Raw genomic sequence first — 25,260 nt, 5'->3', positions numbered from 1 at the left:
TCAGATCTTTCCTAGGGGTTCAGCGGAAACGGGCGGCGTCCGGGAAGGCCGCGGTGACTGGCCCGTCTCGTCGAGGAACTCGGGTGGCGGCAGGTGGTACGGCGGCTCGGCGTCGGCCGGCAGCGGCCCGGGCCCCCGTTCGCGGGCCTCGAACTCCTGCCTGACCGCCGCCAGCGTCCCGGGCTGCTCGACCAGCGTGACGGCGGCCGAGGCCAGGTAGCGGGCGGCGGCCAGCAGCCCGGCGTGCGCGATCGAGGTGCCGGTCGCGGCGGTGGCCGCCCACGAGTGCAGCGGCACCCCGAGCGGCACCACCGCCGCGGCCAGGCTGAGGTGCGGCGCCGTCCAGCTCACCTCGGAGGTGTCACTGGACGGCCCGCCGAGGTCCGGCACGGCGGGCGGGCGGGGTGGCAGCACCTCGGCCGCGAGGCCGGCGGCCGGCCGGCCGATCGCGGCCTGCAGCCGCAGCGCGAACTCGTGGTCGGCGTCGGTGAACGCGGGCGGCCCCAGCTCGCTCATCGTGTGGTGCAGCAGCTCCGCGCCCGCCCGGTTGCCGAGCCCCTGCCTGATGGCGGTGACCAGCCGGTGCTCCAGCCGGGTCCCGCTGGCGGCAGCGGCGGCGTGGGCGCAGGTCACCACCTTCTCGTAGAGGGCCCGGGCGGCGGCGTGGGTGGCCTCGCGGACGTAGACCCACACCGTCTGCAGGCCGGGCGTGACGTTGGGGGCGCCGCCGCCGCTGACCGTGTAGCCGACGCGGCCGGAGGGGGAGACGTTGCCGGCGCGCAGACGCTCGATCATGTCCGCCAGCAGCAGCGCGCCGTCCAGGCCGCTGCGGGTGCCCAGCGGGTTCGAGCCGTGGCCCGCGGTGCCGAGGAAGGAGAACGTGGCCGAATGCAGGGCGCTGGTGACGCCCCAGCCGGTGCCGGTGACGGGGGAGGGGTGCCAGTCGAGGAAGGCGTCCAGCCCGTCGTACGCGCCGTCGCGCACCGCGTACGCCTTGCCGACGAGTTGTTCCTCGCCGGTGGAGGCGAACACCTTGATCGTGGCCCGGTTCCCGAGGGCCCTGGCGGCGGCGATGGCCGCGCCTGCCGACGCCGCCGCCAGAGCGTTGTGGCCGCACCCGTGGCCGGAGCCGTAGGCGGGCGCGTACTCGTCGCCCTCGAACGCGACCGGCTCGTGCCGGGCGACGCCGGCCCGCTGGGACAGGCCGGGCAGGGCGTCGTACTCGACGTTGAAGCCCAGCACGGGCCCGCGGTCGCCGTGGGTGGCGACGAACGCGGCGGGCAGCCCGGCCGTGCCCCACGCGATCGTGAAGCCGTGTGCGCGCAGGAGCCCGGCGGTGGCCGACGCGGAACGCCATTCGCGCAGCGACGGCTCGGCGTAGGCCCAGATCCTGTCGGCGAGCCCGGTCAGCGCGGCGGCGTTCTCGCCGATCCAGCCCGTGGCCGTCATGGGGTCGCGCCCGCGTGGGCGTCCACGCCCAGGTCGGCGAGGAGCCGGCGGCGCAGTTCGACGAAGTCGGGGTCGGTGCGGTCGCGGGGCCGGTCGAGCCCGACCCGCACGTCCGTGACGAACGTGCCCTCGCGCAGCACCGCGATCCGGTCGGCGAGCAGGATCGCCTCCTCCACGTCGTGCGTGACCAGCACCACGGCCGGGCGGTGACGGGCGCACAGCTCGGCGATGAGGTCCTGCATGTGCAGCCGGGTCAGGGCGTCCAGCGCGGCGAACGGCTCGTCGAGCAGCAGCAGCTCAGGCTCGCGGACCAGGGCTCTGGCCAGCGCGACCCGCTGGGCCTCGCCGCCGGAGAGCGTCGCGGGCCAGGCGTCCGCGTGGCTGCTCAGCCCCACCTCGGCCAGGGCCGCCAGGCCCTTGGCGCGGGCGGCGCGGCCCTGCCCGATGATCACGTTGGCGAGGGCGCGCTTGGACGGGACGAGCCGCGGCTCCTGGAAGACGACGGTGCGCACCGGCGGCACCAGCACGCTCCCGCCGCCGGCCGCGTCCAGCCCGGCCAGGATGCGCAGGAGCGTGGTCTTGCCGGTGCCGCTCGCCCCGAGCAGCGCCAGGAACTCCCCGCGCCGCACGTCCAGGTCCACCCCGTCGAGGACGGCCCGGTCGCCGAAGACCTTGCGCAGCCCCCTCGTCCGCACGGCGAGACTCATCGGATCGTCACCGCCCTGCGCCAGGGCATCGTGACCCGCTCGGCCAGCCGCAACGTCAGGTCGGCGGCCAGCCCGATCACCGCGTACAGCAGCACGCACAGCGCGAGGATGTCGGTGCGCAGGTAGTCGGTGGCCCGCGCCATGAGGTAGCCGAGGCCGGCCGTCACGTTGATCTCCTCGGCGGCGATGAGCGCGATCACGCTGAGCGTGGTGGACAGCCGCAGCCCGGCGAAGATCGACGGCAGCGCGCCCGGCAGCACGACCTCGCGGGCGATGGCCAGCCGGCCGAGACCGAACGAGCGGGCCGCCTCGACGACCTTGCGGTCCACGTTGCGCACCCCGCTGGAGACGTTGATGTACATGGGGAACGTGCAGGCCACCCCGATCAGCAGGATCTTGGACGCCTCCTCGATCCCGAACCACACGATGAACAGTGAGGTCAGCGCCAGGAACGGGATGGCCCGCAGGGCCTGCATCGAGGAGTCCACGAGCTCCTCGCCGAGCCGGGTGAAGCCGGAGACGACGCCCAGCACCAGCCCCGTGGAGGCGCCGAGCAGCAGGCCGAGCCCGGCCCTGGTGATCGACACGCGCAGCGCCTCGGGGAGCTGGCCGTCGGCCCACAGCTCGGCGAAGGTCCTGACCACGTCCTGAGGGCCGGCGAGCACGTCCTCGGTGAGGGCGCCGGTGGCGGTGGCCGCGTACCAGGCGGTGAGCAGCAGGACGGGGCCGATGGCGCGCAGCGCGAGCGTGACGGCGGGGTGGCGGCCGGCCGAGCGCGGCGGCTCGGGCGCGACGAGCCCTTCGACGCCGGCCCCCGCACGGGTGGTGGCCACGCTCATGACTTCGTGTCCCCGAGCGTGGTCACGTCCACGACGTGCTGGGAGACGTCCAAGGGCGCGGTGAGCACCTTCTGGCCGAGGAAGAACGTCGCCACATCCTGATATTTCGCGATCTCGGTGGCGGTGACCGCCTGGGCGGGCTTGCCCTTCTTCTGGATGTCGACCACCAGGTCCTTCTGCTCACCCTGCACGGCCTGCGGGCCCGTCTGGGTGAAGACGTTCAGGTACGCCGCCGGATCCGCGATCTCCTTGGCGCTGCCCTCCTCGATGAACTCGAACAGCGCCTTGACCACCTCGGGATGCTCCTGCAGCAGCTTGTTGGCGGCCACGTAGATCACGTAGTTGTCCGACTTGATCGCCTCGCCGTCGGCCAGGATCCGGGCGTCCAGGTCGGTCACGGCGGGGATGAGGAAGGTGGAGAACGTGGACCAGGCGTCCACCTCGCCCGAGCCGAAGACCGGCGCGGTCTGCGGCGGCTGCAGGTAGACCCGCTTGACCTTCTCGACCGGCACGCCGAACGTCTGCAACGCCTTGAGCAGCAGATACTCGCTGGTGCCGCCGTGCCCGACGGCCACGCTGCGCCCGGCCAGGTCGGCCACGGACCTGATCGGCGAGCCGTTCTTCACCACGATGCCCTCCCCGGCCAGGTCGGGCGGGACGGTGGCGAAGATCTTGAAGCTGGGCTTGACGGCCAGCGCGGTGACGCCGGAGGTGATCGAGCCGGTGGCGATGTCGAGCGAGCCCGCGTTGATGGCCTGGGCCGCCGGGGCGAACACGGAGAAGTCGCCGGCCCACTTGACCTTCGCGTTGACCTTGGCCAGGGCGGCGTCGAGGCTGCCGTCCTTCTTCGCGACGGCCAGGAAACCGCTGTTGCCGGGGTCGGAGATGCGCACGACGACCTGCTCCTGGCCGTCGGCGGTGGTGTCCGTGCCGCCGCAGGCCGCGGCCAGGAGGGTGAGGGGAAGGGCGGCTAGCAGCAGCTTACGCATGGGTGACTCCTTGCAGCGGGGTGTGGTCGGCCCAGGCCGCGACGTCCACGGGGGATTCGAGGAAGCCGTGGCCGCGCAGGAAGCGCTCCTGCTCGGCCAGCAGGTCGAGGCGTTCGGCGGACAGGTCGAGGTGAAGGGAGGCGCCGGGGACGTAGGCCGCGGCCACGCCTGCCGCGCCGGCGCCGGTCTCCGCCCCCAGGATCCGGGCCACCTCGGCCGGATGCCCGGCGGCCCAGTCCGCGGCGCGCAGCAGGACGGACAGGAAGCGGGTCACCACCTCCGGATGCTCGTCCAGCAGGCGCTGGTGCACGGTGATCGGGCGGGGGGTGCCGTTGTTGATCCGCGCGCGCCGGTCCGCCACGGCGTCCAGGTCGATGCCCACCTCCGCGCCGTGGCGCAGGGCGGCCTCGACGGCGAGCGCGCCCTTGACGTAGACCGCGTCCACCCGGCCGGCGGCGAGGGCGGCCAGCTCCGCCTCCCACTGACCGCCGCCGGGCTCGGCCTCGACGTCCACCAGCTCGGCGTCACCGAGCCCGAGCCCGGCCAGGGACAGCGCGCCGTGGAAGCCGCGCAGGGCCATGGCCCGCCAGAAGTCGATGGCGACGCGGTGCCGGGGCGCCGCCAGCCGCAGGCCCTTGAGCTGTCCGGGGCTCTCCAGGGCGGTGCCGCCGCGGACCAGCACGGCCTGCCGCTCCTCGATCCAGGTGAGTCCGACGAGCCTGGTCGCCTCGCCGCGGGAGCGCGCCCACAGCGCCGGCACGTTGCCGCCCTCGCGGAACAGGCCGGTCAGAGCGTGGGTGTAATGGGTCTCGCGGGGCACGCCGGGGTCGTCGTCCTGCAGCGAGCGGACCTCGATCCCGTCGTCGGCGAACTCCCTCGCCAGCCAGCCCTGGTCGGCCGCGATGCCCGTCGCGGTGGGCACGGGACAGCGGGTGAACCAGATGGCGTCGAGTGCGGCTGTCGTCATGGAGCAGAGTTTGCTAGTAAGTTGGTAGGAAATGCAAAGAATGTCCCGCGATGCGGGAAACGCTCCCCGCGGGACCTGATCCCACCTGGTCCCGGCTCTCCCTACTCAGAAGACGGAGTTTCCCGCATGGCAGCAGACGGCGGCGTCCAGTCCGTACGCAGGGCGATCGGCATGCTCGGCTGTTTCGGCGGCGGCGACGCCTCGCTCAGCCTGTCCGACCTGTCACGCAGAACGGGGCTGTCCACCTCGACCACGCACCGCCTGGCCAGAACGCTGACCGGCGCCGGCTTCCTGGAACAGGAGACACGCACCGGCCGCTACCGGCTGGGGCCGTCGATCACCGAGCTGGGGCAGCTCTCCTTCCACCGGCGAGGCCTGCACCGCATCGCCCCCGAACTGGCCGAGCTGGCCCGGATCACCTCCGCCACCGTGGACCTGGCCGTCCGCAACGACCGGCACGCGGTCATCCTGAGCGGCGGCTCGCTCAACCCCGACAGCGGCGTCGGCCTGCGCCGCCCCCTGCACTCCACGGCTCTGGGCAAGGTGCTGCTGGCCTGGGACCCGGAGGGAAGCGTCGAGCTGGAGGCGCTCGGCCCGCTGCGGGCGCTGACCGGCCGCACCATCGTGGACCACGCCGAGCTGCGCGCCGAGCTGGCCCGCGTGCGCGAGTCCGGGTACGCGCTCAACGACGGGGAGTCGGGCGACGGCATCCGTACCGTCGCCGTGCCGGTGCTCGACGGGCAGAACCACGTACGCTACGCGCTGGCCGTACGCTCCACGCCGTTGGTCATCAGCGACGCGCGCATCGGCTGGTTCGTCACGCACGCGCGGGCCTGCGCCCGCGCGCTGGAGGTGCTGCTGATCCCACCGGCCGAGCGCCGGCTCCGCCCCTCCGTCTGAGAGCGGGTGGTGACCAGCTCGGACAGGCCCTGCCCGGCGGCGGGGCGCCCGAGCCGGCGCGGGAGCGGGTCGGGCACCGGGGGCGAGCACTACAGGTCTTGATCCGACGCAAGGACGCGGTGCAGCGCGTCCACGAGTCCGCCGCGGACCTTGCCCGTCGCCTCCGCCCCTCGGATCGATCTCTCGTCGCACAAGCGCGGCATACCGACAATCGCGTTCGGCTCCGAAAGCGTCGCATCCCGACTGAGCGTGCTCGCACTGCTGGAGCACCTGAAGCTCCTGGTGACGACGGTGTGTGGTGATGATCAACGCGTCCACCAGGAGCTTCCCGGCGCTCGCCGCGGAGCCTCCGGAAGGATCAGGTGAGCTGGATGTAGTCCAGCTCGGCGTATCCGGTGCCGCCCGCGAAGTACGGCGAGCCCTTGGCCAGGCGGATCACGTTGTACCCGGCGCGCAGGTTGACGGTGGCGCTGACCGTGGCGCCGAACTGGCCCCACGCGGCGGTCGGCGGGTAGCTGACCGTGCTCCAGGCGCCGCCGTTGTAGGCCAGGCCCTGGGTGGCGGTGGCGCCGGTGCCGTTGGCGTAGCCGATCGTCATCGTGTACGCGCGGGCCGCGGGCACGTTGACGACGAAGTCGACGTAGCTGTCGGTGCGCGGGGTGCCGGAGTTGTCGATGCGGCCGACGTAGCCGCCGCCGGACGCGGTGGCGCCGCTCAGCCGCTGGGCGCGGAAGACCGAGGCGTTCTCGGCCTCGTAGCGCTGCTGGTAGGCCGGCACGCCGGCGGCCGGCTCGACGACGAGCTGGTAGGCGCTGGTGGCGACCATGTTCGGCACGGAGACGCTGAGCTGGCCGCCCGAGACGGCGCGGGTGGTGGTGGAGACGGTGGTGGGGGCGGTCACGGCGGTGAAGCGCCCGCTGGACGGGGTGGACAGGAGGGTGACGCGGACGCTGGAGCCGAGCGCGCCGAGGCCGGTCAGGTTGACCGTGTTGGTGCCCGCCTCGTCACCGAACACGACGTTGACGATCCTGCGGGTGGGGTCGTAGGCGGCGAAGCCGTCCAGTCCGGTCTGAGCGCCCGGCGTCGTGGTGACCATGTTGCCGGCCATGTCGCCGTACCACTTGTACAGCCACCACGTGCCGGTCGGCTGGTTGTTGTTGACGACCAGGCCGTTCATGGTGCCGTACTCGTACCAGAAGGCGCGGTGCGCGGACTCGACGCCGCCGCGCTCGAACTTCGCCACGTAGCTGGCCACCCGGCCGGGCACGTCCACCTCGGCGGGTGCGGCGTACTCGTTGATGGAGACGCGGCGCGGGCTGATGCCGAGCGAGGCCTCCAGGTTGCGGTAGTCGGCGAGGTCGGCGGCGATGCGGGCGGGGTTCTGCAGCTCGTGCCAGCAGATGATGTCGGGCAGGGTGCCGGTGTCGCGGGCGCGGGTCAGGAACGCCTGCATCCAGGAGCGGTTGTAGACGGCGGTGCTGGGGCCGACGATCGGCGTCTGCGCGTCGAGGGCGCGGACGGCCTGGTACGTACGCACCCAGCCGTCGTTGAAGTTGCCCGCGGCGGCGGTGTTCCAGGTGTAGTCGGGCTCGTTCCAGAGCTCCCAGCCGATGACGTTGGTGACGGTGGTGGCGTTCAGGCGGGCCCGCACCATGGTGTCGACCTTGGCCAGCCAGTCGTTCCAGCTCACCCACCGGTAGGGGAAGTCGGGGTAGATGTCCGGCATCCGGATGAACTGGCCGGCCCCGACGCGGGTGGCCTGCGGGGCGATGAGCAGGGAGTCGCCGCCGGGCGGCTGGCCGTTGGGCCTCTGGCCGACGCCGGGGGCGGGCTGCGTCAGCGAGTTGAGTTTGATCGGCAGCAGGGTGGAGTCGGCCGGGCGGGAGTTCTCCGCCAGGCCGTACAGGCCGCCGGAGGCGGCGTGCGTGACGGGGCGGAACGGCTGGGCGACGTTGACGGTGAGGGTGGCGCCGGCCGCGGCGGCGGGGGACGCGGCGACGGTCATGGAGGCAGCGGCGGTTGTGAGCGCTAACAGCAGTGCTCGGACGCGTGGACGCATGTCACTCTCCTTCGGGGTGGGGGGTGGAGACGGGCAGCCAGACGCGCATGCCCGCCGGGCCCCGCTGAGCCCAGGAGTGGTAGGGCCGCAGCGGGAGGTCGATCCATCCGGCGTCGCTCCGCGGAGCCGCCTGATGGGTGAGGTAGGGCCAGGCCCCGCCGGGACGGGCGGGAAGCAGGGCGCGGGCGAGAGCCGCGTCGTCACCGGCCTTGAGCCCGGCGCGGGTGTCGATCACGAGGGCGTCGAGCGCGGCGGGGCCGGGCAGGTCGCGCGATTCGGCGCAGAGCACCTCGGGGCCGCGCTCGACGGCGACGCAGCCGCGTACCGCGTCGATGCGCGGGTCGGGCCAGGTGAATCGCGGCTCCACCGGCAGGTCGAGCGTGACGACCTCGCCCGCGCGGAAGGCCCGCCGGACCTCGGCCACGCCGGGGGCGACCTCGCGGGTGCCGCCTTCGTCGGTCAGGGTGGCTCCGGTCGCCCAGGCGGGGACGCGCAGGGCGAGCGTCCAGGACGCGGTGGAGCCGGCGGTGATCCGCACGCGGACGGTCCCGGTCCGCGGGTAGCCGGTCTCGACCTCCACGGCCGCCCGCCGGCCGTCGGGCAGCTCGGCGCTGATCGAGCAGGGGGCGTACTGGTGGAGCTGGAGGCCGTCGTCGTCGCTGGTGGCGAGGTAGCCGTGCAGCGAGGCCAGGGTGCGGGCGACGTTGGTGGGGCAGCAGGAGACGTCGAACCAGGCGGCCCGGGTGCCGCCCTCGGCGCGCGGGCTCACCTCCTCCGGGTCGGCGGGCCTGCCCGGCGTGCGCTGGTGGAGGGGGTTGGCGTAGAAGAAGGCCCGGCCGTCAGGGCTCGGCGAGGCGGCGATGACGTTGTAGAGCGTGCGTTCGATCAGGTCGGCGTAACGTGCCTGGCCGGTGGCCAGCAGGAGCCGCCAGGACACCATGACCGAGGCGACGCCGGCGCAGGTCTCGCAGTAGGCGCGGTCCGGCGGCAGCTCCCAGTCCTCGCCGAAGCCTTCGTCCTGGTGGCGCGAGCCCATGCCGCCGGTGATGTACGTACGGCGTGCGACCGAGCGCTCCCACTGCCGTTCCACCGCGTGCAGCAGCTCGTCGTCGCGGCGCTCGACCGCCACGTCCACGGCCGCCGCGGTGAGGTAGAGGGCGCGGACGGCGTGGCCGCGCCAGACGCCGGCCTCCCGGATGGGCAGGTCGTCCTGGAAGTAGGCCCGGCCGAGCGGGATGTCGCGAAGTGTCCCGTGGCCGCGCCGGTCGAGGAACAGGCGGGCCTGCTCGACGTAGCGGTCCTCGCCGAGGGCGCGGCCGAACTCGGCCAGGCCGACCTCGATCTCCGGGTGCCCGCAGATCGCGGCCAGGCCGTCGGCGCCGAAGACGCGGCAGACGTGGTCGGCGGCCCGGCGCGCGAGGCGTACCAGGTCGTCCTCGCCGTGCGTGCGCAGCCGGGCGACGGCGGCCTGCAACAGGTGGCCGGTGTTGTACAGCTCGTGCCCGCCTTCGAGGTCGCTGTAGCGCGGCGGCTGGTCACCGTGGCCGAAACAGGTGTTCAGGTAGCCGTCGGGGTCCTGGGCGCGGGCGACGCGCGCGGTGAGCCGCTTGATCGCCGCCTCGGCGTCCGGATCGCCGGTCCGCGCGGCCTCCCAGGCCAGGGCCTCGAGCAGTTTGTAGACCTCGGAGTCGGAGAACGGCCAGCCGGGCCGGTCGGGGCCGGTGGTCCCGTCCGCGACCCGGTCGAAGTTGGCCAGCCAGCCGAGGCGCTCCATCCACGATTCGCAGTGGGCGAGCGTGGCCGACGCGTTCACGACCTGCCGCTCGTACCAGAAACCGCCGTTGAGGCGGACCTGGGCGAGCCCGAGCGGGCGTACCCTGCCGTGGGAGGGCAGCACGGGGCTGCTCATAGGGCGAGACCTTTCTTGTCAGTCCTTCACGGCGCCCGCGGTGACCCCGGCGGCGATGTAGCGCTGCGCGAGGATCAGCAGGAAGGCCGCGGGGATGGACGCGACCACGGCGGTCGCCATGATCGAGTTCCATTGCGTGGTGTTGTTGCCGATGTAGCGGAAGATGCCGAGCGTGATGGGGATGACGTCGCTGTTGCGGTTGAGCGTGGAGGCGAAGATGAAGTCCGACCACGCCCACAGGAACGTGAACAGCGACACGGTGATCACCGAGTTGCGGCTCAGTGGCAGGATGATCGAGCGGAAGGTCCGCCACGTCGTCGCCCCGTCGATCTGCGCCGCCGACAGCAGCTCGCCGGGGATGCCCGCCATGAACGCGCGGAACAGCAGCACCCCGAACGGCACGGCGAGCGTCGAGTCGGCCACGATGAGCCCGGGGACGGTGTTGAGCAGGCCGAGCCTGATGTAGATCGCGTAGAAACCCATGGCCATGACGACCGCGGGGATCATCTGGGCGACCAGGAGCAGGAAGTCGATCGCCCGGCCGCCGCGCGGGCGGAGCTTGGCCAGCGCGTAGCCGGCCGGCAGCGACACCGCCAGTGTGAGCACCACCGTGCCCAGGCCGATGAACAGGCTGGTGGCCAGGGCCGGGAGCTGCTGGCCGAACGCTGCGGCGTAGCCCTCGAACGTGGGGTCCCAGGGGAACCAGTGAGGCGGGTCGGCCCGCATGTCGCTCGTCCTCGTGAGCGAGACGTTGACCATCCAGTAGACCGGGAACAGCATCACCGCCACCAGGACGACGCCCACGGCCGTCTTCCACGCTCTCATGGGGCCTCCTTCTGCAGCCGCACGTGCACCAGCCCGGCGGCGAAGGCGATGAGGATGAGCAGGTTGCCGACCGCCGCCGCGGGGGAGAAGTCGGGCTGCCCGGTGCCGAACGCCTCCCGGTAGGACCAGATCGCCAGCGTCGTGGAGGCGTCCGCGGGCCCGCCCCTGGTCATGATCCAGATGATGTCGACGACCTTGAGCGTGTAGATCAGGCCGAGCAGCAGCGTGATCGCCGACACCGGGCGCAGCAGCGGGAACGTGATGCGCCAGAACTGCTGCCAGCCGTTCGCGCCGTCCAGCCCGGCCGCCTCGTACAGGGTGGCCGGGATGTTCTGCAGCCCCGCGTACAGGATGACCAGGTTGAACGGGACGCCGAGCCAGATGTTGGCGATCGTGACCGCCAGCAGCGAGGTGTCCGGCGAGGTCAGCCAGTTGATCTGGCCGATCCCGAACGCCTGCAGGGCCGCGTTGACGATCCCGTTCTCGCTGTTGAGCATCCACGACCACGCCGAGGCGGACACGATCAGCGGCAGCAGCCACGGCACCAGGAACATCGCGCGCAGCACCGCCGACAGCCGGAAGCCGCGGTGGAAGAAGACCGCCAGGGCCAGGCCGAGCGCGTACTGCACGGCGATGGAGCCCAGGGTGAACAGTGCCGTGTTGCCCAGCGCGCGCAGGAACGCGCCGTCGGAGAGGATCCTGGCGTAGTTCTCCAGGCCGGTGAACTCCGGGTTGCCCTGGATGAAGGCGCGGGGCGTGTAGTCATGGAGGCTGAGCTCGATGTTGCGGTAGAGCGGATAGGCGTAGAACAGCAGCAGATAGACGATGAGCGGCGCGAGGAAGGCCAGCGTCGTCCACCGGAGGGGCCGCCGCGCCGCCCGGTGCGCGGGGTGCGAGAGCGCCCCGGCCGTGCGAATCGAAGCCATGGAACGTCCGATCAGTCGCCGGTGGCCTGCTGGGCCTGGGCCTGGGCCGCCTTGAGCGCGTCGGCCGGGCTCGCCGCGCCGCTCAGCGCCTTCTGCACGCCGGTCCACAGGGCCTCGGAGATCTTCGGGTACTTGGTGCCGAGGTTGTCGCTGGTACGGCCCTTGGCCGACTGGACGGCCGCCACCCACGGCTTCAGGCTCGGCTCCTTGGCGAGGATGGCCTGCTGTCCATCGGCGGTGGAGGGGATGTAGTAGGCGAACGTCGTGCCGGTCTCGACCAGGCCCTCGGGCGTGGTCATGCACTCGAGGACCTTCTTGGTCACGTCGTAGCGCTTGGTGTCCTTCTGCACCGGGACCGTGATGAACTCGCCGCCCGTGGGCGTGGCGGCGGTCCCGCCGTCCTTGCCGGGGATCTGCACGATGCCGGTCGGGAAGTCCGCCTCGGCGGCGCTGTTGATCTGCCAGGTGCCGTTCTCGGCGAAGGCGAACTCGCCGGTCAGGAACTCCTCCCAGGTGGTGTTCTGGGAGTTGCTGATGACCGAGTTCGGCGCGAGGCCGTCCTTGAGCCAGGAGCTCCACAGGTGCAGGGCCTCGACGGCCTGTGGCGAGTCGAGCTGCGTGAGCTGCGCCCCGGCGCCCCAGAACCAGGGCAGGAACTGGAAGGAGCCCTCCTCGGTGCCGATGGCGGCGAACGTGATCGGCTTCTTGCCCGCGGCCTTGACCTTCTTCAGCGCCGCGGTCAGCGACGCCCAGTCCTTGACCGAGGCGGGGTCGACGCCGGCGTCGTCGAGGATCTTCTTGTTGTAGTACAACGCGAGGGTGTTGGCGCCGATGGGGATGCCGTAGGTCTTGCCGTCCAGCTCGCCGGCGGCGATGAGGTTCTTGTCGAACCGGTTCACCTCAAGGCCGAAATCGGACATCGCGGTCAGCATGCCGGCGTCCGCCAGGGTCGAGACGGCCGGGTTGTCGAGGAGGATGACGTCGGGCGCGTTCCCCTCCTGGCCCGCGAGAAGGGCCTGGTTGGTCAGCGCGGTGGTGTCGTAGGCGGTGCGCTCGATGGTGACGCCGGCCTGCCGGCCGCAGGCGCCCACCCGCTCGGCCCACGCGGAGCTCGCGTCGTGTTGCGGGTACGGGTCCCACCAGGTGTACGCGCCGCCCTCGGCCCCGGCGGCGGTGGGGCCACCCTGCGGCGGCGCGGAGGCGCAGGCGGCCAGGGCCAGAACGGCGGCGCCGATCACGGCGGCCTTCGCGGACGTACGGTTCATCGGACTACTCCAGTGTTAGCGCTCACATTGAGCGCCGTAGAACGGTCAGGGCTGTCTTCTCCGAGGTCAGCGGGGAAGTGGGGGTGCGGTGCTGCCGAGCGAGACCAGCTCGGGAGAGATGAAGCGCACGACGAACGGCTCCTCGCGCGCCGCCTGCGACTCCACGCGGCGCACGAGCTGGCGCACCGCCATGGCGCCCAGGCGATCGGGTGCGCTCTCGATGTGGGAGTAGGGCAGGGAGAAGGTCGCGGCGAACTCGGCGGAATAGCGCCCGATGACCGACAGGTCCTCGGGCACCCGCAACCCCCGCGCGTAGGTGACGGAGGGCAGCGCCGCCGCGGCCGCCTCGTTGTTGATCAGCAGGCCGGTGGCTTCCGGGTGGGCGTCGAGCAGGTGGTTGAGCAGGCGTCCCACGGCCGGCTGCCGGGAGTCGCCGTAGACGGCGTGCAGGGTGACACCGCGCTGGCGGGCACGTTCGAGTGCGGCGTCGCGCAGGCGCCACACGTACGCGCCGCCCCGCTCCACCACGTGCTCGGGCTGGGAGACGAGGATGAGCTCGCGGTGGCCGAGCCGGTACAGGTGATCGACCATGACCCGGCCGGCCTCCTCGAAGTCGAGATCGAAGACGTCCAGCCCCGAGCAGTCGCCGGGCAGGCCCACCAGCGCGCCCGGCTGCGGCGCGGCCCGCAGGATGGGCAGGCGGGCGTCGTCCTGCGCGATGTTCATGAGCACCACGCCGTCCACCATGCGCGAGTCGGTGACGCGGCGCAGCGCCCGCACCCCGTCCGCCTCGGTGACCAGCAGCGTGTCGTAGCCGAGGTCGCGGGCGGTGTTGGTGACGCCCAGGATGTACTGCATCATCGCGGGCGCGAACTCGTCCTCGTGGAACTGGGCGAGCAGGCCGAGCACCTTGGTCTGGGCGGTGGCCAGCGCGCGGGCGCCCGCGTTCGGCGTGTAGGCCAGGGCTTCGGCCGCCGCCAGCACCCGCTGCCGGACCTCGTCCGAGATGCGGCGCTTGCCTGACAGGGCGTACGACGCCGTGCTGCGGCTCACCCCGGCCTCCCGGGCCACGTCCCCGATCGTCGCCACTTTCACCTCCGAGTTGTCGAACCGGTTCGACGACAGGTCGCGAATACTTCTTCGGGAACCGAGTTCTCCGGAGAACGGGCATGCTGGGCAGACGCCCGTTCTCCTCGTGGCTCGGCACCATCGCGAACGGTCTTCGCCAGGCGCGGCGAACCGGTTCAACGATGTCCTCGACAATCGCTCCACACGGCGGGGTCCGTCAAGCCCACGAGTCACCGGCGATACCGAATCGTGACATGCTGGTGAAGGGCGTTCGGCGTGGGGCCGGGCACCCAGGGGATCTCCGCGGTCACCGCCCTCGCCGCCTCCGCGACGCATGGGGGCCGGCCCGGTCGCGGCAGCCGGGCAGCCTCTGCTCCGGCCCACCCGGCTTGCTGCCACCAGGCGGGTCGCGCCCTCGTGCACGCCACCGCCGCCGGCTCGCGGGCCGGCCGCCGCCGAGCGCGCACGGCGGTGATCTTGCGGTCGAGCAGCCCGGCCCGCGAACCCGGCTGAGCCGAACCCGGAGCGCGGTCAGGTGGGTGTGGGCGTATCAGGTCCCGGCGCGGATGGATGTCCGGCACCCGCAGCGCTATCGGTCGCGCGCCCCGAGGCTGGCCCGGTCGGCGGCGGTACGGCCGGCCACCCAGCCCTCCCGGTCCCAGGAGGTGCGGACCGCGTGCGAGACCAGGTGCGGGAACATGCGCTCGACCGCCTGCTCCACCTCCTGTTCGCGGGCCGCCAGCACCGGCACCAGGTCGGCGCCCCGGCCGGCGCTCTCCTGCGCGACCGCCTCCGCCGTGGCCTCGGCCAGCCGCTCGCCGATCCTGGAGGCGAACGCCGACAGGAACGACTGGCGGAACGTCTTGTTCCTCGACCGGCCGCTGCCGTGCTTCTTGGTGCCCGTGTTCACCAGCGCCGTCTGCGCCTGCACCAGCAGCGAGGTGAACAGCATCTCCACCCACGACAGGTCCGCCCCGAACCCCAGCACGGTGGCGAACCCCAGCTCCTGCGACCAGATCACCCGGCACCTGTTGGCCTCGGCGACCAGGTTGAGCAGCACGGCCTTGGGCTGCTCGTACGGCGCGTCGATGCCGACCCGGATGCCCGCCGGAGCCTCACCGCCGCCCGGCTGCGCCTCCAGCATCGCCGCGTCGATGCTGTACTTGGCCATCAGGCTCTGCGCCGCCGACGTGAACGTCTGCGCCTCCGCCTCGTACGCCGTCGACTCCGCCTTGGCCAGCAACGCCCGTACCCGCGTGAGCGTCTTCTCGCTGACCGCGTGCGGGCGGGCCCGGACCGTACGGCGAGCGGCCCCGGGCGGCGGGCCGAGCACCTCCAGCCGGGGCAGCCCGGTCAGCACCCCCAGCAGCTCCAGCACCCCGGAAACGGTCACCAACCGGCCGGCCCCCGCCCCGTCGCGCGCCTGCCGCGCCGCCAGATAGCCGCCCGTCCACCACACCGACGCCTCCACGCCGGCGAGCTGCTCGCGCCAGCGCTCATCCACCGCGGCCGGCGGGTAGGCGCGCATCTCCCAGGCGATCAGGTCGGCCGCCGCCCGCCCGTGCCAGCCGGTCAGCCGCCGGGCCGCGATCCTGACCACGTCGGCGGGCTGCCAGCCGTCGCGCCACAACGCCGAGATCGCCCGGGTCGCGGCCTCCACCAGCACCCGATCGGCGTCGTCCCGGTCGGCCAGGAAGGCGGCGGCGGAGTCGAAGGCCGCCTGATCCTCCTGGGCAAGCGCCTCCAGCGCCGTGCCGATCAGCTCATTGGCCTTGCTCACACGTGCCGTCCACCTCGAAGAAAGTCCGCCAGTACTTTACCGTGACGGAGCCGTCCGGGTGGACGGGGCTTCACGCTCGTGGACCGGCGGGCGGTCGAGAAGGCGATCGCCTGAGCAGGCGAGCCTTGGCCTGGCCCGGCCGGAGCGTACCGCCTCCCCGATCGGCCTGGTCGAGGAGGCGGGTGAGATCAGGCGGCGGGACCGGGGTGGCGCCCCTGTCCATCCTGGCCAGGCCCCGCAGGTCAGGCGTTACTTGGTCAGGCCGCCGCGGATCACGAGTGCGTCGTGATCGGTGTACGTGGTCCGCTCGATCTCCAGCTCCGCCTCCGTGAGGTTGCCGTAGGCGTGCTGGATGCCGGGAGCCTGGCTCGCGGCCGCGTCGGTCAGCGTCCACAGGCCCTCGGGCGCGCACGACGCGCGGCGGTTGACGTCCCCGGCGAAGACGACCGGCCGGCCCGCGCGGGAGGCGAGCACCTGCGCGAGCTCGCCGCACTGGGTGGAGTTGGCGGAGCCGGCGGCCTCGCCGTCGGTGGACAGGTGGCTGGTGCACACGTCCACGCCGCGGGCGGTCGTCACGCAGAGCCAGCGCCGCTGCTCGACGCCGCTGAACACGGAGTAGGGCGCGTCCTCGGCGGCGCGGATCGCCTCCTTGGTGAGCACGGCGTTGCCGAACTCGCCGCGCCCGGCCGGCGTCTTGCAGGCCAGCGGCGCGCCGTTGTAGATGACGGTGGCGAAGCGGTAGTGGTAGCCGGTGCGCTCGGCGATCTGCGCCACGTCGCCGCTGCACGCCTCGTTGAGGGTGACCGCGTTGACGTCGTCGGCCTGGATGCGCTCCACCGTCTCGTCGAGGATCTTCGGGTACTGCGTCCTGCCGTAGCAACCGGCGTAGCCGCTGAGGCAGAGGTTCATCTGGAGCAGCGAGTACGGCGGCCGCCCTGCCGGGGGCTGCGTGGCGGCCACGGCGGCGCCGCCGGAGAACGACAGCAGCCCCGCCGCCGCCAGGCAGCCGGCCAGCAGGACACGCAGGTGCATCAGGAGAAATCGGATCACGGCGACATTGTGCTGGTGTGATCGTCAAACCGGACAGAGCGTGCGGAGAGTGTTCATCGCCCCCTCACGCGGCCGTCACCCGCCGTCGCCGCCGGCCGTGGCACCGCTCCGGGGCCGGTCATGGCGGTGCCGGGGCCACACGGGCTGGTACAAATGCGGCATGAACTACTCCCCGCAGCCGAACGTGCCGCCGATCCGGCGTGTCCACAGCCGTAAGTACCGTGTGTGGGCCCACGTGCTGCTGTGGACGCCGATCGTGCTCACGGTGGCCGGTGTCGTCCTCGGCCTGGGGCTGCTCGCCGCCGCCGACGCCGACCCGACGTACGGTTCGTCCGCGCTCGGCTATATCGGCCTCTTCGTGTGGGGCGCCCTCGCGGTCCTGTCGCCGGTCCTGCTCGGATCGTTCGTCGCCGGGCTGATCATGTGGAGCCGCGCGCGCCGCTGAATCGCCGTGTCACCGGGAACGGTCGTGACCTCCACGGGCGTTCGCGGCGGCGCTCGCCACTCCGGCACGAGCAAGGTCATGGCACTGGTTCGGCCCTGTGAGCCCCGTGCGCCTCAGCTCAGGATCGCCGCCCTGAGCCGCTCGGCGGAGGTGGTGACGGCGGCCACCACCTCGCGGGGGTCGGCGGGGTGCGGGGCCGTGGCGAACACGGCGGCCAGACCCTCGACCGCCGCGGTGGCGCGCGGCGTCCAGGTGTGCTCCCAGCCGGTGACGGCCTTCAGGTTCTCCGGGCGGGCGGCGAGCGCGTAGCGGGCCAGGGCCGTGCTCCACGCCTGGCTGCGGGCGGTGTCGGCGCCGGAGTCCTTGAGCAGCCGAGCGGTCAGGCCGTCGCCGTGGGCGTCGGCCAGGTCGGCGAAGGACTCCTTGAACAGCGCGTCGAAGGCGGGCTTGACGACGAGGTTGAGCGCCACGAACGCCTCGCCCCAGTCGTAGGCGAGCAGCAGCAGCTCCAGGGCTTCACGGGCCGGCTGCCAGGCGGGGTCGTCCTCCCAGACGGCACGCGTCGCTCCGCTGTCGGCGAGGGCGGCCCCGTGGGTGAGAGACAGCGACTTGGCCCGGTAGGCGATCCACTGCAGGGCGCGCAGTTCGTCGGCGCCCTGGAACAGGGCCGCGTTCGTGATGGCCGCGCCGGGGCCGAGCTGGGCGACGTACATGCTGGTGATCTGCAGGACGTGCAGGGCGAAGCGGGCCGGCAGGTACGCGCGGCCGAGCACCGCGACCCAGGCGGGATCGAGCCGCGCGTCGTGGTCGCCGGCCTCGAAGCTGTCCACGACGCCTTCGGCGTAGATCTCGCGGTCGTTCTGCAGCGCGACGTAGCGCCGGTAGTTGAGCCGTCCGGGGTCGCGGAAGCCGTCCCAGCCCGGCGCCTGCAGCAGCGAGCCCTCCCGGTATCGCAGGTACCACTGGTTGATCGCGCTGCGCGGGTCGAGGTCGAACGGCGCCGGCCGGCGGCCGAAGTGGTAGTGGAAGCCCCGGGTGACGATGTCGTACTCGTCGGGCCTGCGGCGCTCGCCGTCGAACAGGCTCCAGGTGCGCCGCCGGCGCGGGTCGCCTGCCGTTGCCATGGTCAGTCCTCCCTGGTCAGGTACCAGATGAGCTCGTCGTCGCCCTCGTAGCGCATCCGGCCGGCGAAGCTCGCCATGGCCGGTTCGAGGCCGGACAGCGGGAAGGCGCGGCCCGCGGCCTCCTCCAGGCTGGCGCGGGTGACCCGCAGCCGCAGCGGCGCGTGGATGCGCACGTAGCCGCCGTGGTCCTCCACCAGCAGTTCCTTGCCGGGATTGTCGTGCTCGATCGCGGTCAGCAGCGCGTCCACCACGTCCGGGTCGAATCCCCGCACCACCGGTCCCACCAGCCGCCTCCGGTCCTCTGCCACGAGCGGGCTCCTCACTGGTCGCGCGGCTACCCGCGGCAACGGTTGTGGTGACGCAGGCCGTCAGCCGGCACCGCGACGTCGATCCGCTCCCCTTCCAGCCGCACGGGGAAGGCGTACAGGCGGCACGTGCCCGGGTTGAGCCCCCGGCCCGTGACGAGGTCGAACTCCCATCCGTGGGCCGCGCAGGTGAGCACGCGGCCGTCGAGGTCGCCCGCGACCAGCGGGAACTCCGAGTGCGGGCAGAGCGCCTGGTAGGCCCGCAGCTCGCCGCCCGGCAGGTGCGCCAGCAGCACCGCGTCGCCGCCCACCTCGACCTCGGCGAGGTCGCCCTCCCACAGCTCGTCCAGCGTGGTGGCGGGCAGCCAGCGGAGGTCAGCGCTCATCGTAGAACGCTTCCACGTAGTCCAGCGGGCCCACACCCGCCTCGCCGACGCGCCGGCCGGCGGGCAGGACCCGGCCCTCGTGACGTACGCGGACGGGGCCCGGGGCGGCCGGCACCCGGCGGCCGGCGACGTGAACGGCGATCTTCTGGCCGACGACCTCGGCGGTGTCCTGGTCGTCCACCAGGACGAGCAGCACCGCGATGTCGCCCCGGAAGCTCGCGGACAGCGGCAGCAGCGCCATGGACCCTCCTCAGGTCTCTATCGGTGAGCCCAGTCGTAGTCGGTGGCGTCGCGGCCCTGCTCGGCCTCGGACAGCCCCATGTAGCGCAGCACGCCGCCCAGGTCGGGCGGGGTGATGTCGCCGCTGAGCAGGCGGTCGACGAGCGACTTGTGCCCGGCGAACCGCTCCGGCCGGGAAGTGAAGATCCACTTGCACGGTTCGGAGCAGAACAGGTAGGTCCGGCCCTCGTACGTGTGCCGCAGCGGCGCTGGCGAGTCGAGGGCGCCGGCCGTGACGCCGGCGGGCCGGACGATGGGGATCTGGCAGAGGTTGCACATGAGCGGCAGGGTCTCGGGGAACGTCGCCGCGACGTCCCCCTTGCGCAGGTTACCCTGGATGACGTCCCAGTTCCGGCCGAAGGTGTCGTTCCACCCCGGATACTTCTCCTCCAGCCACGCGCGCTCGGCGGCCGACGCCCCCGCGTCCGGGTTCCACCACACGGTGGGCCGGTAGGTCCACACGCCCAGATGAATGGCGTGGTGATACCAGGAGAGCTCGCGGACGAACTCCGCCCAATACCAGGGGCGGTCCAGACCGAAATCGTGGAACTGCTCCGCGAACTGCTTGATCACCCAGTCCTCGATGAATTCCTTGAACGACATCCGCCGGCTTTCCAGCGGCGTGTAATAGTCCATCGACAGGCCGGTGAGCACGGCGAAGGCCCGCCACGACCGCCAGAACATATGGTCGATGAGGAACTGACCCCATTCCTTGTGACCGTTCTCGATCAATATCTTGATGGTCGGCTCGCCCTGCTGGGAATGACGGGCCTCATCGGTCTGGATGCTGGAGATGAGCGCCCCGAACTCCAGGTCGCCCACGTCCATCGCGTCCGCCGCCATGCCGAGGAACTGCAGGTTCGTGAAACCCGTCTCGAACGTGAAAGTGAGCTGCAGCGCCATGGAGACCGCGTCATTGGCCAGGAACATGTCGTCGAACAGGTGCCGTACGGCGAGCACCACCCAGTTGTCGGTGTGGAACGCCTTGAGCGCCCAGTCGGCACGTGGCTCCTTGTCCAGCAGCCCGTAGGGGAAGAACGCCTGGATCTGGCCGTGCCGCATCTCGTCCAGCGCGCCGAAGGTCGCGGTGTTGCGCCAGGCCGCGGCCCGCCCGAACCGGGCCATGCGCGCCTCCCCGATCGAGGCCAGGAATTCGGGCATGGTGATGGCGCCGTAATGGGCCAGAATCACGGATTTCCAGCCGGGGTCGAGCTGGTCGAACAGTTTCGAGCGGCCGACCGCGTTCTTGAGCGAGTAAGTCGTGGTGTCCTTGGTGACCTGGTTGTGCACGTATTCCCGATAACTGATCTTGTACGGCTCGTCCCATCGCTCCCATCCATCACCGGGGACGCGGTGGGAGCCGGACAACTCCTCCGGGAATGCCGCTTCCTCGGTGACGTAGCGGAAAGTCCAATTCGTGTCGCGCGACAGGTCGTACCAGTCGCTGCGCGAGAGTTTCGGCATGATGGCCTCCCGGACCCGGCGTCCGTCCCATCTGTTCATAAATGCAATCCGGATGAATGTAAACAGTCGGCTGTTTCTTGCCGGGCCGTCGGGACCCGCGCCGGCGACGCCGTCGCTAGTCCGGCAGGACGCGGGCGAGGAACAGCGGGCCGCGGGTGCGTGCGCCGGCGGCCGGGAGCCGGAGCAGCCGGGGCGGCGGGCGCGCGAGACCGGCCGGACGGGCAGCGCCTCGGGCACGGGAGCCGGGAAGCCGGCGTAGCCCTCCGGCCGGCCGTGCCAGTGGCTGTGTCAGTGGCCGTGTCAGTGGCCGTGTCAGCGCGAGATCGGCCGGGCATCAGAGCGGTCCGCGACCGTGACGGCCATGAACGGTTCAGTGATCGCGGCCGCGACGCCGCGTAAGGCGCACGAGGACAAGATCCTGCTGGACGGCATCGACTTCCGCCACACCATGCGGAGCCCGCTGGCCCACTACGACGTCATGCTCGGCAGCCTCGTGGCCATCGGGATCATCGTCGGGCTCGTGCCCGCCGGCAGGAAGGGGCCGGGGGCGCGGCCATCGGCTCCATCGTCGTTCACCCCGCTCATCGAGACCCTGCGCGGCCTGCTGACCGGCCCGCCGGCGGCGGGCCAGGTCATCATGGCGATCGCCGGGTGCGCCGGGCTCGCGTTGCTCGGCTACCTGTGGGTGCGCGCGCAGCTCACGACGCGTGCATGAGCCCGGCCGGCTCGCGCCGGTCAAGCTGCCGACCGGCCCGTCGCGTGATGAGCCCGTCTACGAGGCCGGCGGCGACCGCAACAACCCGCAGGTCGCGGTCGGCCCGATGACCCCGGCCAACGCGGTCGCCCGTGGCCTGCCGGCTGGGCGCGGGCGCCCAGCCGGCGCTGCCGCTGGGCGGCCCGGTGCCCTTCTTCCCACAGGGCTCCGGCAACACCATCCTCCCGCCGCCGCCCGGCACCTCCGGCGACCCCGATCCCGCGATCGTCGAGAATCCCTCGCAGTTGACGGACCAGGCCTGCCCCTCCGGGTGCAGGCCTGGTCCGCTTGCCCCCTGGCTCGACGGCAGGCCCCGGGATCTCCGGCCCGGGATCAGTGCTCCCAGGCGGCGGCGCCCCGCAGGAGGTGATGGTCCGACATGCCGCTGGTGCAGGCCGCCGAGTCGCCGCGCACGGTCGTGAACCAGTAGTAGCTCAGGAAGATGTAGTCGATCTTCCCGGGCTCGGTGACCTCGGGCGAGCACGGCTTCTGGGCCGTCGCCTCACCGGTCCGGCAGCGGTCCTCGCTCCGGTCGCACCGGGCCCCGAAGAAGTCCTTGTCGTTCTCGTCGACCTCCTGGAACACTCCCCGGCCACCCGAATGGTTGTAGAGCGGGTCGAGGGCGTCGTCGTGGGGCAGCACGTTGAAGTCGCCGGCCAGCACCACCGGATCCCCCATGGCGGCGAACTCCCTGGTGAGCTTCGCGACGTGCGCGACCTGGCCCGTGCCGAGATCGCCCGGGGCGATGTGGGTGTTGCACGCGCGGACCAGGCGGCCGGTGATCGGAGCCCTGGCGCACAGCATGATCCGGTTCTCGATCGTGCCGGCGGGGTCCGTCTCCGGAAGGGGGTACACCACGCGGGAGCCGTTGTTGATCGTCCCGGCCTCTCCCTTGGCGAGGATCACCAGACCGAAGCGCAGGTCGGGGTCACCGTCGGTGTCCCACCGGGAACACCCCGGCGCGGTGCGGGCCGCCGCCCACACGGAGTCGTACTTCGGCCCGCCGGAACGGATCGCCAGGTGGTTGCGCAGCAGGGTCCACTGCTCGTAGCAGACCTCCTGCAACATCACCAGGTCGGCGTCCCAGTGGTCCATGGATCTGACGACCATGTCCCGCCAGGCTGTCACGGAGTTCTGGTAGATCGGCGGGCAGTGCTTCGCGGCGCCGCACACGTTGTAGCTGAGGAACCGGGGCTTCGGCCAGCCGCCGGGATCGGGCGTGTCCGCGTGTGCGGGCACCGGCCCCAGGAGAAGGGCCAAGGAGAAGAACGTCGAGAGCAGCGCCTTGAGGACGGCCCGCATCGGCGAGTTCCTTTCATGAGGGGGGTGTCTGTTCCACGGTGACGATCTGGTCGGTGAGCCTGGCCCGCTCGGCGGCGAAGACCGCGAGGTGCGAGGCGAGGGATTCGGACGGCCCGGAGCGGACCAGGGAGCGGTCTCCTGTGGCGACCGCGGCGACGAAGGCGGCCATGAGCCGCTCGTCGCCGCCCGCGTGGCCGCCGCCCGCCGTGGGGTCCCCGCCCGCCGTCACCGCGAGGGCCGAGGACTCGCCCGTGCGGAAGTCCTTGACCTCCACGTGCTCGCCGTCGCACATCAGCTCGCCATGGGTGCCGAAGATCCGGGTACGGCGGTGCCCGCCGGTGGTGAAGGCGGTCATCGTGAACGTGCCGGTCGCCCCTCCCTCGAACTCCATGGCGACGACCTGGTGATCGACGACGTCGTTGTCGCAGTCGTAGACGCACCTGCCGTACCGGCCGTGCCTGAGCGCGCCGGTGAGCGCCTCCTCGGTGAAGGCGGGGGTGACCACACTCAGCGGCCATCCGTGCCGCCCCTGGCGGAGCCGGTCGAAGTAGAGCCGCTTGGCCGAGTACGGGCACTCCGGCTCGACGGCGCAGTCGAGGCATCGCGAGGCCGCCCCCTCCGGCCGGTTCTCCGGCCGGAAGTGCTTGAGCCCGCCGAAGCTGGCGACCTTCCGCACCGGCCGGCCCACGACGTACTGCAGCCAGTCGATGTCGTGGCAGGACTTGGCCAGCAGCATGAACGTCGACTGGTCCGTCCGGCGCCAGTTGCCTCGCACGTAGGAGTGCGCCTGATGCCAGAAGCCGACGGGTTCGAGGTGCTGGACGGAGACGATCTCCCCGATCCGCCCGGATTCCACGACGGCTCTGACGGTGTCGGTGTAGGGCGCGTACCGCAGGACGTGACAGACGGCGAAGATCACTCCGGCCTTCTCCACGGCCGCCACGATGTCCCGGCACTCGGCCTCGGTCGGCGCCAGCGGCTTCTCCACCAGCAGGTGGTAGCCGAGCTCCGCGAAGGCCGTGGCGGGCTCGGCGTGGTCGGCGTCCTGGGTCGCGATCACGACGGCGTCGGCGATCCTGCCCTCGTCAGCGAGCTGCCTCCAGCCCGGGAAGAGCCGGGCGCCGCTCTCGCGGGCGAGCGGCAGCGCCCGATCACGCGACGGGTCGGCGACGGCCACGATCCGCACCTGTTCCGGATGCGCCAGCGCCCACCGGGCGTACGCGGTGCCGCGGTCTCCGGCTCCGACGATGGCCAACGACACGGGTGACATACTTCTCCGCTCAGGTGTTGAGGTTGTTCAGCAGGGAGCTCTCGACGCTGTCCAGCGCGGTTCTCAGCGCTCCCACGGTGACGGCGCGGTCGCCCAGCAGCGACACCTTCAGCTGCGGCGGCAGCGAGGTCATCTGCGGCAGCCTGCGCCGGATCGGCTCGGCGATCTGCTCGCCCGCGGCGGCCACGCCCCCGCCGATGACGATCAGTTCGGGATTCAGGAGCAGGGCCAGCGTGCCGACGGCCCTGGCGATGCGGCCGAGGATCTGTTCGAGGACCTGCTGGGCCTCGGCGTCGCCGTCGCGGGCGGCGCCCATCAGGAGCGCGGCGTCGCCGGTCAGCTGGTTCGGGAACCCGGCCTGGCCGGTGTGCTCGCGGAGCCTGGCGACCACCTCCTTGCCGACGCTGCCGGCCAGCGCGCCGATGCCCTCCGCGCCCGGCGTGTGCTCCAGCAGGCTGAGGAACGCCATTTCGCCGGCGCCTCCGTCATGCCCGCGGAAGACCTGGCCGCCCGAGACGATCCCGGCGCCGAGCCGTTCGCCGGCCAGCACGTAGATCACGTCCGCGCTCGCGGCGGCGACGCCGCGCCATCGCTCGCCGATCACGGCGAGGTTGGCGTCGTTGTCGGCCAGGACAGGCGCGTCGAAGGAGCGTCCCAGCTCGGTCCTGAGGTTGAGGCCCTTCCACTCGGGCAGCACGTCGCAGACCAGCACCACTCCGGTGCGGGGGTCCACGACGCCAGGCGTGGCCGTGCACGCGGCCAGTACGGCGGCCCGCTCGACGCCGGCCTTCTTCAGCGCGGCCCTGACGGTCCGCCGGACCCCGTCCAGCCGGGCCTTGCGGCCGAGCTCCTGGCCGAGTGGCCGCACCTCCGTCGCCAGGACGGTGCCTCGCAGGTCGGCCACCGAGACGAGGCACTTGTGCACCCCGATGTCGATGCCGACGACGTGGCCACGTTCCGCCCTGAACCGGACCAGTCTGGCCGGCCGGCCCCGCCGTCCAGGCGTGTCGTCCTCCGTCTCGGCGATGAGCCCGATCCGCCGCAGGTCCTCGATCACCGCGTCGACCGTCGGGCGGGACAGGCGCGCGGCCTCGGCCAGCTCGCCGAGCCGGATCGCGTCGACCTCCCGCAGCACGTGGAGCACCGTCTCGGCGTTCAGGCGGCGAAGCAGGGGAGCGGTCGCGGAAGAGGTCATGGG

The 25,260-nt window shown here is 72.2% G+C and carries 24 protein-coding genes; 3 read left to right on the top strand and 21 right to left on the bottom strand.

The window, feature by feature from the left end; all coding sequences use genetic code 11:
* From HD597_RS25370 to HD597_RS25350, 5 genes are read right to left on the bottom strand one after another with little or no spacing between them, the layout of a single operon-like run.
* Nucleotides 1-1,449, bottom strand: a complete 1,449-nt coding sequence (locus HD597_RS25370; protein WP_253745213.1) for an amidohydrolase — start codon at nucleotides 1,447-1,449, stop codon at nucleotides 1-3.
* The gene (locus HD597_RS25365; RefSeq protein WP_253745212.1) at nucleotides 1,446-2,156 is read right to left on the bottom strand and encodes an ABC transporter ATP-binding protein; all 711 of its coding nucleotides are present in this window, start codon (nucleotides 2,154-2,156) and stop codon (nucleotides 1,446-1,448) included. The genes HD597_RS25370 and HD597_RS25365 overlap by 4 nt, the downstream gene beginning before the upstream one ends.
* A complete protein-coding gene (locus HD597_RS25360; protein ID WP_253745211.1) occupies nucleotides 2,153-2,995 on the bottom strand; it encodes an ABC transporter permease in 843 nt (280 codons plus the stop codon). The genes HD597_RS25365 and HD597_RS25360 overlap by 4 nt, the downstream gene beginning before the upstream one ends.
* Entirely contained in the window at nucleotides 2,992-3,984 is a 993-nt protein-coding gene (locus HD597_RS25355; protein WP_253745210.1) for an ABC transporter substrate-binding protein, read from the bottom strand. The genes HD597_RS25360 and HD597_RS25355 overlap by 4 nt, the downstream gene beginning before the upstream one ends.
* Nucleotides 3,977-4,951, bottom strand: a complete 975-nt coding sequence (locus HD597_RS25350) for an ABC transporter substrate-binding protein (RefSeq protein WP_253745209.1) — start codon at nucleotides 4,949-4,951, stop codon at nucleotides 3,977-3,979. The genes HD597_RS25355 and HD597_RS25350 overlap by 8 nt, the downstream gene beginning before the upstream one ends.
* Before the next feature lie 126 nt (nucleotides 4,952-5,077).
* Here HD597_RS25350 and HD597_RS25345 point away from each other — a divergent pair, with 126 nt between their 5' ends.
* Nucleotides 5,078-5,851, top strand: a complete 774-nt coding sequence (locus tag HD597_RS25345) for an IclR family transcriptional regulator (protein ID WP_253745208.1) — start codon at nucleotides 5,078-5,080, stop codon at nucleotides 5,849-5,851.
* Nucleotides 5,852-6,209: 358 nt separating this feature from the next.
* On the opposite strand, the gene HD597_RS25340 is transcribed toward HD597_RS25345, so the two are convergent.
* From HD597_RS25340 to HD597_RS25305, 8 genes are all read right to left on the bottom strand, one after another.
* Nucleotides 6,210-7,910: a carbohydrate-binding protein gene (locus HD597_RS25340; RefSeq protein WP_253745207.1), complete on the bottom strand. Its 1,701-nt coding sequence runs from the start codon at nucleotides 7,908-7,910 to the stop codon at nucleotides 6,210-6,212.
* Nucleotide 7,911: 1 nt separating this feature from the next.
* On the bottom strand, nucleotides 7,912-9,819 hold the full coding sequence (locus HD597_RS25335) for a glycoside hydrolase family 127 protein (RefSeq protein WP_253745206.1): 1,908 nt from the start codon (nucleotides 9,817-9,819) through the stop codon (nucleotides 7,912-7,914).
* Nucleotides 9,820-9,837: 18 nt separating this feature from the next.
* The gene (locus HD597_RS25330; RefSeq protein ID WP_253745205.1) at nucleotides 9,838-10,644 is read right to left on the bottom strand and encodes a carbohydrate ABC transporter permease; all 807 of its coding nucleotides are present in this window, start codon (nucleotides 10,642-10,644) and stop codon (nucleotides 9,838-9,840) included.
* Nucleotides 10,641-11,570, bottom strand: coding sequence for a carbohydrate ABC transporter permease (locus HD597_RS25325; protein WP_253745204.1), 930 nt, complete (start codon nucleotides 11,568-11,570; stop codon nucleotides 10,641-10,643). The genes HD597_RS25330 and HD597_RS25325 overlap by 4 nt, the downstream gene beginning before the upstream one ends.
* A gap of 11 nt (nucleotides 11,571-11,581) precedes the next feature.
* Nucleotides 11,582-12,835, bottom strand: coding sequence for a sugar ABC transporter substrate-binding protein (locus tag HD597_RS25320; protein WP_253745203.1), 1,254 nt, complete (start codon nucleotides 12,833-12,835; stop codon nucleotides 11,582-11,584).
* A 66-nt stretch (nucleotides 12,836-12,901) separates the two neighbouring features.
* Nucleotides 12,902-13,924: a LacI family DNA-binding transcriptional regulator gene (locus tag HD597_RS25315; protein ID WP_253745202.1), complete on the bottom strand. Its 1,023-nt coding sequence runs from the start codon at nucleotides 13,922-13,924 to the stop codon at nucleotides 12,902-12,904.
* Nucleotides 13,925-14,492: 568 nt separating this feature from the next.
* Complete coding sequence (locus HD597_RS25310; protein ID WP_253745201.1) at nucleotides 14,493-15,683, bottom strand: DUF2786 domain-containing protein; 1,191 nt, start codon at nucleotides 15,681-15,683, stop codon at nucleotides 14,493-14,495.
* Nucleotides 15,684-15,932: 249 nt separating this feature from the next.
* Nucleotides 15,933-16,733: an endonuclease/exonuclease/phosphatase family protein gene (locus HD597_RS25305; protein WP_253745200.1), complete on the bottom strand. Its 801-nt coding sequence runs from the start codon at nucleotides 16,731-16,733 to the stop codon at nucleotides 15,933-15,935.
* A 160-nt stretch (nucleotides 16,734-16,893) separates the two neighbouring features.
* Here HD597_RS25305 and HD597_RS25300 point away from each other — a divergent pair, with 160 nt between their 5' ends.
* Nucleotides 16,894-17,178, top strand: coding sequence for a hypothetical protein (locus tag HD597_RS25300; protein WP_253745199.1), 285 nt, complete (start codon nucleotides 16,894-16,896; stop codon nucleotides 17,176-17,178).
* Between the two features lie 113 nt (nucleotides 17,179-17,291).
* Here HD597_RS25300 and HD597_RS25295 read toward each other — a convergent pair whose 3' ends face one another.
* From HD597_RS25295 to HD597_RS25275, 5 genes are read right to left on the bottom strand one after another with little or no spacing between them, the layout of a single operon-like run.
* A complete protein-coding gene (locus tag HD597_RS25295) occupies nucleotides 17,292-18,302 on the bottom strand; it encodes a ferritin family protein (protein WP_253745198.1) in 1,011 nt (336 codons plus the stop codon).
* Nucleotides 18,303-18,304: 2 nt separating this feature from the next.
* Nucleotides 18,305-18,610: an MmoB/DmpM family protein gene (locus HD597_RS25290; protein WP_253745197.1), complete on the bottom strand. Its 306-nt coding sequence runs from the start codon at nucleotides 18,608-18,610 to the stop codon at nucleotides 18,305-18,307.
* A 26-nt stretch (nucleotides 18,611-18,636) separates the two neighbouring features.
* Nucleotides 18,637-18,993 carry a Rieske 2Fe-2S domain-containing protein gene (locus HD597_RS25285; protein WP_253745196.1) on the bottom strand — a complete coding sequence of 119 codons (357 nt, stop codon included), beginning with the start codon at nucleotides 18,991-18,993 and terminating at the stop codon, nucleotides 18,637-18,639.
* A complete protein-coding gene (locus HD597_RS25280) occupies nucleotides 18,983-19,234 on the bottom strand; it encodes a toluene-4-monooxygenase system B family protein (protein ID WP_253745195.1) in 252 nt (83 codons plus the stop codon). The genes HD597_RS25285 and HD597_RS25280 overlap by 11 nt, the downstream gene beginning before the upstream one ends.
* Nucleotides 19,235-19,251: 17 nt before the next feature.
* Nucleotides 19,252-20,736, bottom strand: coding sequence for a YHS domain-containing protein (locus tag HD597_RS25275; RefSeq protein ID WP_253745194.1), 1,485 nt, complete (start codon nucleotides 20,734-20,736; stop codon nucleotides 19,252-19,254).
* A 361-nt stretch (nucleotides 20,737-21,097) separates the two neighbouring features.
* Here HD597_RS25275 and HD597_RS25270 point away from each other — a divergent pair, with 361 nt between their 5' ends.
* Nucleotides 21,098-21,451 carry a hypothetical protein gene (locus tag HD597_RS25270; RefSeq protein WP_253745193.1) on the top strand — a complete coding sequence of 118 codons (354 nt, stop codon included), beginning with the start codon at nucleotides 21,098-21,100 and terminating at the stop codon, nucleotides 21,449-21,451.
* Nucleotides 21,452-21,823: 372 nt separating this feature from the next.
* Here HD597_RS25270 and HD597_RS25265 read toward each other — a convergent pair whose 3' ends face one another.
* The 3 genes from HD597_RS25265 to HD597_RS25255 are packed head-to-tail and all read right to left on the bottom strand — an operon-like array spanning nucleotide 21,824 to nucleotide 25,257.
* Nucleotides 21,824-22,792 (bottom strand): endonuclease/exonuclease/phosphatase family protein, encoded by a 969-nt coding sequence (locus HD597_RS25265; RefSeq protein ID WP_253745192.1) that lies wholly within the window; start codon nucleotides 22,790-22,792, stop codon nucleotides 21,824-21,826.
* Nucleotides 22,793-22,805: 13 nt separating this feature from the next.
* Nucleotides 22,806-24,062, bottom strand: a complete 1,257-nt coding sequence (locus HD597_RS25260; RefSeq protein ID WP_253745191.1) for a Gfo/Idh/MocA family protein — start codon at nucleotides 24,060-24,062, stop codon at nucleotides 22,806-22,808.
* Nucleotides 24,063-24,072: 10 nt separating this feature from the next.
* Nucleotides 24,073-25,257: an ROK family transcriptional regulator gene (locus HD597_RS25255; protein WP_253745190.1), complete on the bottom strand. Its 1,185-nt coding sequence runs from the start codon at nucleotides 25,255-25,257 to the stop codon at nucleotides 24,073-24,075.
* Between the last annotated feature and the right edge of the window lie 3 nt (nucleotides 25,258-25,260).

It is taken from the genome of Nonomuraea thailandensis, from assembly GCF_024172165.1.
Lineage (GTDB): Bacteria > Actinomycetota > Actinomycetes > Streptosporangiales > Streptosporangiaceae > Nonomuraea > Nonomuraea thailandensis.
The sequence above is the reverse complement of the archived record's forward strand: the minus strand, read 5'-3'. Positions and strand labels throughout refer to the sequence as shown.

Excerpts from the sequence above, each read along its gene's own strand:
- HD597_RS25370 (WP_253745213.1), bottom strand. The coding sequence starts at position 1,449 with ATGACGGCCACGGGCTGGATCGGCGAGAACGCCGCCGCGCTGACCGGG.
- HD597_RS25365 (WP_253745212.1), bottom strand. The coding sequence starts at position 2,156 with ATGAGTCTCGCCGTGCGGACGAGGGGGCTGCGCAAGGTCTTCGGCGAC.
- HD597_RS25360 (WP_253745211.1), bottom strand. The coding sequence starts at position 2,995 with ATGAGCGTGGCCACCACCCGTGCGGGGGCCGGCGTCGAAGGGCTCGTC.
- HD597_RS25355 (WP_253745210.1), bottom strand. The coding sequence starts at position 3,984 with ATGCGTAAGCTGCTGCTAGCCGCCCTTCCCCTCACCCTCCTGGCCGCG.
- HD597_RS25350 (WP_253745209.1), bottom strand. The coding sequence starts at position 4,951 with ATGACGACAGCCGCACTCGACGCCATCTGGTTCACCCGCTGTCCCGTG.
- HD597_RS25345 (WP_253745208.1), top strand. The coding sequence starts at position 5,078 with ATGGCAGCAGACGGCGGCGTCCAGTCCGTACGCAGGGCGATCGGCATG.
- HD597_RS25340 (WP_253745207.1), bottom strand. The coding sequence starts at position 7,910 with ATGCGTCCACGCGTCCGAGCACTGCTGTTAGCGCTCACAACCGCCGCT.
- HD597_RS25335 (WP_253745206.1), bottom strand. The coding sequence starts at position 9,819 with ATGAGCAGCCCCGTGCTGCCCTCCCACGGCAGGGTACGCCCGCTCGGG.
- HD597_RS25330 (WP_253745205.1), bottom strand. The coding sequence starts at position 10,644 with ATGAGAGCGTGGAAGACGGCCGTGGGCGTCGTCCTGGTGGCGGTGATG.
- HD597_RS25325 (WP_253745204.1), bottom strand. The coding sequence starts at position 11,570 with ATGGCTTCGATTCGCACGGCCGGGGCGCTCTCGCACCCCGCGCACCGG.
- HD597_RS25320 (WP_253745203.1), bottom strand. The coding sequence starts at position 12,835 with ATGAACCGTACGTCCGCGAAGGCCGCCGTGATCGGCGCCGCCGTTCTG.
- HD597_RS25300 (WP_253745199.1), top strand. The coding sequence starts at position 16,894 with ATGAACTACTCCCCGCAGCCGAACGTGCCGCCGATCCGGCGTGTCCAC.
- HD597_RS25295 (WP_253745198.1), bottom strand. The coding sequence starts at position 18,302 with ATGGCAACGGCAGGCGACCCGCGCCGGCGGCGCACCTGGAGCCTGTTC.
- HD597_RS25285 (WP_253745196.1), bottom strand. The coding sequence starts at position 18,993 with ATGAGCGCTGACCTCCGCTGGCTGCCCGCCACCACGCTGGACGAGCTG.
- HD597_RS25280 (WP_253745195.1), bottom strand. The coding sequence starts at position 19,234 with ATGGCGCTGCTGCCGCTGTCCGCGAGCTTCCGGGGCGACATCGCGGTG.
- HD597_RS25275 (WP_253745194.1), bottom strand. The coding sequence starts at position 20,736 with ATGCCGAAACTCTCGCGCAGCGACTGGTACGACCTGTCGCGCGACACG.
- HD597_RS25270 (WP_253745193.1), top strand. The coding sequence starts at position 21,098 with ATGAACGGTTCAGTGATCGCGGCCGCGACGCCGCGTAAGGCGCACGAG.
- HD597_RS25265 (WP_253745192.1), bottom strand. The coding sequence starts at position 22,792 with ATGCGGGCCGTCCTCAAGGCGCTGCTCTCGACGTTCTTCTCCTTGGCC.
- HD597_RS25260 (WP_253745191.1), bottom strand. The coding sequence starts at position 24,062 with ATGTCACCCGTGTCGTTGGCCATCGTCGGAGCCGGAGACCGCGGCACC.
- HD597_RS25255 (WP_253745190.1), bottom strand. The coding sequence starts at position 25,257 with ATGACCTCTTCCGCGACCGCTCCCCTGCTTCGCCGCCTGAACGCCGAG.